This is a genomic window from Sphingomonas sp. Leaf33 (assembly GCF_001421785.1).
Lineage (GTDB): Bacteria > Pseudomonadota > Alphaproteobacteria > Sphingomonadales > Sphingomonadaceae > Sphingomonas.
Map to the genome: position 1 here is coordinate 533,958 of NZ_LMLB01000001.1, position 6,414 is coordinate 540,371.

Below are 6,414 nucleotides of genomic sequence, written 5' to 3' on the forward strand. Positions count from 1 at the left end.
ATGACCGGAGGATTTTTCGCCGCGCTGCTTGTCGGATCGGCTGCGATGACCGCGGGATCGACCGACATCGCGCACCGTCACAGCGCGCGGATCGACCATCATCGCGGCGCGATCGACGCGCAGTATAGCGGTCGCGTCGGCGTAGTTTACAAGCAGGTCGGGGCGGTGACGCCCGGGCGCGTCCCCTCCAGTCTGCGGTGCCAGTGGCAGGCGCGGCTGATCGTTGAGCGTGATGCCCGCCATGCGAGCGGTGCGACGATGACGCGGACGATGGTGCGCGATCGTGCGCTGACCGGCTCGCGACCGGGCTGGTGCTCAGGCGCGAAGGCGGCGATCGCGCGCGATGTCGCGGCGCACGACGCGGCACTCCGCGCGCATCTGCTTGCGCTTGCCGCGGACGATCATGACGTGCTGACGGCGGAGATCGATCGCCTGCATGATCGGTCGCGCCGCGGATGATGCGGCTCGCGTTCTTCCTCGCCGGAGTCGCGAGCGTCACCTCGGCGCCCGCGCTGGCGCAGTCCAAACCGGCGATCGGTGCCGAGGCGACGACCCATGAAGTCCGCCGGGGTCTCAACTGGAGCGGTGGGCGCGCGGCGCTGTCCGCCGACATCGCGGTCGATGATCTTGCCGGCTTCGACCTGTTGGGGCGCGTGGTGACGACGCGCGAAAGCCCGCGCCACGCCGGCGCCGACGCGGTCGCGGATCTGGAGCTTGGACGCGGCTTCGACATCGGCGCGGTGCGCCTGCGAGCCTCGGTCACCGGTCACCTGTTCGCCGGTGCCGCGATCGATGCCGATTATTATGAACTGGGCGCGACGGGCAGCTATACGCTGGGGCCCGTCACGCTAGACGCCGGGGCGAAATACGCGCCCGAGCAGTCGTCGATCGGCGGCGACAACCTGTATCTGTTCGCCAACGCAAGCGGTGCGATCATCGGAACCCCGCTGACGGCCAATGCCGGGATCGGCCGATCGACCGGGCAGACCGACGATCCGGTGCGGGCCGGGCGATTGCGGCCGGCGGGCGACTACACCGACTGGCGGCTCGGCCTGTCGTATGGTTTGTCGAAGGTGACGCTGTCGCTCGATTATGTCGGTACGAACATCGACGATCGACGGACAGTATCGCCGTTCGCCGACCCGGATCATATCGGCGACCGCGTCGTCGGTCGGGTCCGAGTGGCATTCTAATCATCGGTAGAGGGGGCGGCGCCGGGCCGCCCCCTCAGGTCGATCAGCCCTCGCGGGTTACCGGCACGATCTTGATCTCGACGCGGCGGTTCGCGGCGCGGCCGTCCTCGGTCGCGTTCGACGCGATCGGCTGCGTCTCGCCGAAGCCGCGGGTGCCCAGACGCGCCGGGTTCACGCCGTGGCCCGACAGATAGTCGGCGACGGCGGTGGCGCGACGCTGCGACAGCGCCTCGTTATAGGCGTCGGCACCGGTCGAATCGGTGTGGCCGTACACATCGACATAGGTCGAGTTGTACTGCGCGAGCACATCGGCGACCTGATCAAGCGTCGGGCGGAACTGCGGCTGGATGTCGGCGCGGTCGTAGCCGAAGGTGATGCCCGACGGCATGTTCAGCACCAGGTCGTCGCCCTGGCGGATCACCTGCACGTCGGTGCCGGCGGTGCGGGCGCGCAGATCGCGCTCCTGCCGGTCCATGTACGCGCCGATACCGGCACCGGCGAGCGCGCCGATGCCGGCACCGACGATCTTCTCGGTACGGTCACGGCGACCGCCCACCAGATCGCCCAGCAGATAGCCGGCACCCGCGCCGCCCAGGCCACCGATCGCGGCCTTCGAGATCCGGCGCTCGCCGGTCACGGGATCGGTCACGCAGGCGCTGGTCAGCGTCATCGCACCCAGGCTGGCGGCGAGCAGCAACTTTGAACGCAACATACATACTCCTTGGCTTGAATCTCGCGGGGCTAACCCATGTTGCGGGCATCTTGTTCCGCTCGCGAACTGAACCGGACGTGACGACGACGGTTGTGCCGGGCGGTCATCCGCGGATAAGGACTGTCGCAACCTCCATGAACGCGCTTCCCCCCTTTCCCTGGATCGATGTCGTCATCATCCTCGCGCTGGTTGCGCTGAACGGCGTGTTCGCGATGAGCGAGCTGGCGATCGTATCGGCGCGCAAGGCGCGGCTGGAGGCGATGGCCAAGGTCGGCAAGCGCGGGGCGGGAACCGCGATCCGCCTGGCCGCCGACCCGGGCAAGTTCCTGTCGACGGTGCAGATCGGCATCACGCTGATCGGCATCCTGGCCGGCGCATATTCGGGCTCCAGCCTGGGCACGCCGACCGCGGCGCGAATCGCGGCGCTGGGCGTCGCGCCCGACACCGCCGAGACGATCGGCTTCGCGATCGTCATCGGCCTGACGACCTTTGCCTCGCTCATCGTCGGCGAGCTGGTGCCAAAGCAGTTCGCGCTGCGCAGTCCCGAACCGATCGCGGCGCTGATGGCGGTGCCGATGGTCTGGCTGGCGGTCGCGACCAAGCCGGTCGTGTGGCTGCTCGATTCGACCAGTGCGCTGATCTTCAAGCTGCTGGGCCTCAACCGCGAATCGGAGAATCAGGTGACGGCCGAGGAGCTCCACCTGATCGTCGCCGAAGCGTCGAAATCGGGCGTGATCGAGGAGCATGAGCGCACGATCATCTCGGGCGTGGTGCGCCTCGCCGACCGTCCGGTCCGCGAGGTGATGACGCCGCGCACCGCGGTCGAATGGCTCGACGCTGACCTGTCCGACGCCGATCTGCGCGCGCGGCTGGTCGCATCGCCGCACACCCGCCTGCCGGTCGCCGAAGGATCGGTCGATGCCGTCGTCGGCGTCGTCCAGTCGCGCGACATCGTCGAGGCGATGGTGCGCGGGGTGACGCTCGACCTGCGCGCGCTGATGAAGTCGGCACCCGTCCTGCCCGACCAGCTCGATGCGATGGACGCGCTGGTCGTGCTGCGCCGCGCCGAAGTGCCGATGGGCCTGGTCCATGACGAATACGGCCATTTCGAAGGCGTGGTGACCCCCGCCAACCTGCTGGCCGCGATAGCCGGCGAATTCGTCTCGGATGTCGATGAAGGCACCGAGCGGATGGTCGTCGAGCGCGAGGACGGATCGCTGCTGGTGTCGGGGTCGATGGCCGCCGATTCGCTGGCCGAGCGGTTGGGGCTCGACCTGGACGAGGACCGCGACTTTGCGACCGTCGCGGGCCTGGCGCTCGCCATTCTCAAGCGCCTGCCGGTGGAGGGCGAGACGTTCGAGAGCCAGGGCTGGCGGTTCGAGATCGTCGACATGGACGGCCGCAAGATCGACAAGCTGCTGGTCGCGCGGGCGGAATAACGCCGCCACGTGCCCCGCCTGCGCGGGGCTTACAGTTTCCCGAACGCCGCCTCGAACCCTGCACGGTCGTTCTTTGCCAGATACCCCGCCTGCTCGATCCAGCGATCGCGCATCATGCGGCCCTGGAAGCTGCCCAGTTGCGCATCGAGCGCCTCCGCATCGGCCGGCGTCAGCTGGGCGATCTGTGCGAAGCGGGTCACGCCCAGTTCGTTCAGTCGCGCGGCAAGCTTGGGCCCGACCCCCTTCAGCAGCGTGAGGTCGTCGCCTGACGATGACGTGTCCGGCGTTCCCGGCTCTGCGGCCCCGGTCGCGGGAGCGGGATCGAACGGCGCCGCGGTCGCGACGACCGGGGTATCGTCCCCGGCCAGCGGCGGCGGTGCGGGTGCGACCGGCAGCGGGGCGGGCGGGGCAGCGCGTTCCGGCTCGGGCGTCGCGACCGGCGTCGTCTCGGGCGCAGGCGGCGGGGTTTCGTCGAGCGCAGCGGTGCGCGCCGTCGCCGGCGTGTCGTCGATCCGATCCCCGATCGCGTCGTTGGTCCGCTTCCGCCGGCGCTTCAGCCGGGCACCGTGCAGGATCACCATCAGTGCCAGCACGACGCCGATCGCGATCAGGATCAGGTTCGTCGTCGTCAGCCACGTCACATCGCTTCTCATCGTCGGCCCCTGTCGCCTGCAAATGGGTTATCGTGGCGCATCAACGCCGCTCAGCGCGTTTCGCCGCCTTCGCGTGCGACTTCGCGCCAGCCGATGTCGCGCCGGGCAAAGCCGGTCGGGAAGTCGATGGCATCGACCGCGCGGTACGCGGCGGCCTGCGCTCCGGCGACCGTCGCCGCGCACGCGGTGACCGCAAGCACGCGCCCGCCGGCAGCGACCAGATCGCCGTCGCGGGCCGCGGTGCCCGCCTGGAACACGATTCCGCCGTCGCTCTCCGCCGCGTCGATGCCGCGAATCGTGCCGCCGGGCTCTGGCGTTCCCGGATAGCCGTTCGCCGCCATCACCACGGTCAGCGCGACCTGGTCCCGCCACGTCGCCGAAACCTGATCTAGCGTCCCCTTGTCGGTCGCGATCATGATCTCCAGCAGGTCGCCGTCCAGACGCGGCATCAGCACTTCGCACTCCGGGTCACCGAAGCGGGCGTTGTATTCGATAAGCTTGGGCCCTTCCGCGGTCAGCATCAGCCCGGCGTAGAGCACGCCCTGGAACGGATGCCCGACCCGCGCCATCGCCTCTACGGTCGGCCGGACGATCTCATCGATCGCTCTGGCCTCCAGCTCGGGCGTCAGCACGCGGGCGGGCGAATAGGCGCCCATGCCGCCGGTGTTCGGGCCGGTGTCGCCATCGCCCACGCGCTTGTGGTCCTGCGCCGAGCCGAAGGGGAGCAGGTGCCTGCCATCGGTCAGGACGAACAGGCTGGCCTCCTCGCCCTCCAGAAATTCCTCGATCACCGCTTCGGCGCCCTGGGCCTGGAACAGGTCGACCAGCGCGGCGTCGGCTTCCTGCGCGGTCGTCGCGATCGTCACGCCCTTGCCCGCGGCCAGCCCGTCGGCCTTGATGACCACCGGCAGGCCGAATTCGGCGACCACCGCACGCGCCCCGTCCAGCGCCCGGACGCGTTCGTAGCGTGCGGTGGGGATATTCTCGCGCGCGCACAGGTCCTTGGTGAAGCCCTTCGACCCCTCCAGCTGCGCGGCGACCTTGCCGGGGCCGAATACGCCTATGCCCATCGCGCGCAGATTGTCGGCAAGGCCTGCGACCAGCGGTGCTTCCGGCCCGATCACGACGAAGCCGATGTGCTTCGATCGACAGAAATCGACGAGCCCCCGGTGGTCGACCAGCCCCAATTCGACGCATTCGGCGTGCTTCGCTATTCCCGGATTGCCGGGCGCGGCGTAGAGCCGGGTCAGGCCGGGCGACTGCACCAGCTTCCAGGCAAGCGCATGCTCCCGGCCGCCCGATCCCAACAGCAGGACATTCATGGCCGATCCCTTCCTCGACGACGCAGACACCGCGCGGCTGGTAGCCGAGCCCGCGCCGGGCAGCAACGCACCCGACATGTCGGTCAGCGAGCTGTCGGCGCGGCTTAAGCGGACGGTGGAGGGCGCGTTCGGTCATGTCCGCATCCGCGGTGAGATTTCGGGGTGGAAGCGCGCCGCATCGGGCCACTGCTACCTCGCGCTCAAGGACGACGGCGCGGTCATCGACGGCATCCTCTGGCGCGGTGCTGCATCCGCGCTGCCGTTCCAGCCGACCGACGGCGTCGAAGTTATCGCGACCGGCAAGCTGACGACCTACCCCGGACGCTCCAAATATCAGATCGTCATCGAACGGATGGAACTGGCCGGCGAAGGCGCGCTGATGGCGTTGCTCGAAAGGCTGAAAGCCAAGCTGGGCGGGGAGGGGCTGTTCGATCCGGCGCGCAAGCAGCGGCTGCCGTTCATGCCGAAAGTTATCGGGGTCGTCACGTCGCCGACCGGCGCGGTCATCCGCGACATCCTCCACCGGCTGGAAGATCGCTGCCCGACGCACGTCCTGGTCTGGCCGGTCAAGGTGCAGGGACCGGGGTCGGCAGAGGAAGTTGCCGCGGCCGTGCGCGGCTTCGACGCGATCCTGCCCGGTGGCCCGGTGCCACGCCCCGATCTGGTCATCGTCGCGCGGGGCGGTGGCTCGATCGAGGATCTGTGGGCGTTCAACGAAGAGGTGGTCGTCCGCGCGGTCGCCGGTTGCTCGATCCCGATCATCTCGGCGGTGGGCCACGAAACCGATACGTCGCTGTGCGATCATGCCGCCGATCTCCGCGCACCTACCCCGACCGCCGCGGCCGAGATCGCGGTGCCGGTAAAGGCGGACCTGGAGCACACGCTGTCCAGCCATGGCCTGCGGATGCTGCGGTGCGCGCGGCGCTACCACGAACGCGGCGGGGAAAAGCTGACCGCGCTGGTCCGCGTGCTGCCGAAGCGCGATGCGATCCTGGGGCCGCAGCGCCAGCGGCTCGACGATCTGGCGGGACGCCTGGGGCTCACGCTCGAACGCCGGCTCGGCGCGGGGCGGCGGGAACTCGACCGATCGGCAGG

General features: G+C 69.3%; 7 protein-coding genes. 4 read left to right on the forward strand and 3 right to left on the reverse strand.

The window, feature by feature from the left end:
• On the forward strand, window positions 1–459 hold the full coding sequence (locus ASE86_RS02695; RefSeq protein WP_056422021.1) for a hypothetical protein: 459 nt from the start codon (window positions 1–3) through the stop codon (window positions 457–459).
• Entirely contained in the window at window positions 456–1,193 is a 738-nt protein-coding gene (locus ASE86_RS02700) for a TorF family putative porin (RefSeq protein ID WP_056422022.1), read from the forward strand. The genes ASE86_RS02695 and ASE86_RS02700 overlap by 4 nt, the downstream gene beginning before the upstream one ends.
• Window positions 1,194–1,236: 43 nt before the next feature.
• Here ASE86_RS02700 and ASE86_RS02705 read toward each other — a convergent pair whose 3' ends face one another.
• Window positions 1,237–1,905, reverse strand: a complete 669-nt coding sequence (locus tag ASE86_RS02705) for an OmpA family protein (protein ID WP_200911474.1) — start codon at window positions 1,903–1,905, stop codon at window positions 1,237–1,239.
• 134 nt (window positions 1,906–2,039) lie between these two features.
• Between ASE86_RS02705 and ASE86_RS02710 the strand changes: the two genes are divergently transcribed.
• Entirely contained in the window at window positions 2,040–3,344 is a 1,305-nt protein-coding gene (locus ASE86_RS02710) for a hemolysin family protein (protein ID WP_056422024.1), read from the forward strand.
• 29 nt (window positions 3,345–3,373) lie between these two features.
• Here the strand turns inward: ASE86_RS02710 and ASE86_RS02715 are convergent, their stop codons facing one another.
• The gene (locus ASE86_RS02715) at window positions 3,374–3,997 is read right to left on the reverse strand and encodes a hypothetical protein (RefSeq protein WP_056422026.1); all 624 of its coding nucleotides are present in this window, start codon (window positions 3,995–3,997) and stop codon (window positions 3,374–3,376) included.
• A gap of 50 nt (window positions 3,998–4,047) precedes the next feature.
• A complete protein-coding gene (gene purD / locus ASE86_RS02720; RefSeq protein ID WP_056422028.1) occupies window positions 4,048–5,319 on the reverse strand; it encodes a phosphoribosylamine--glycine ligase in 1,272 nt (423 codons plus the stop codon).
• Here purD and xseA point away from each other — a divergent pair.
• A partial coding sequence (gene xseA, locus ASE86_RS02725; protein WP_235523966.1) for an exodeoxyribonuclease VII large subunit occupies window positions 5,318–6,414 on the forward strand: 1,097 nt, incomplete at its 3' end. The genes purD and xseA overlap by 2 nt on opposite strands.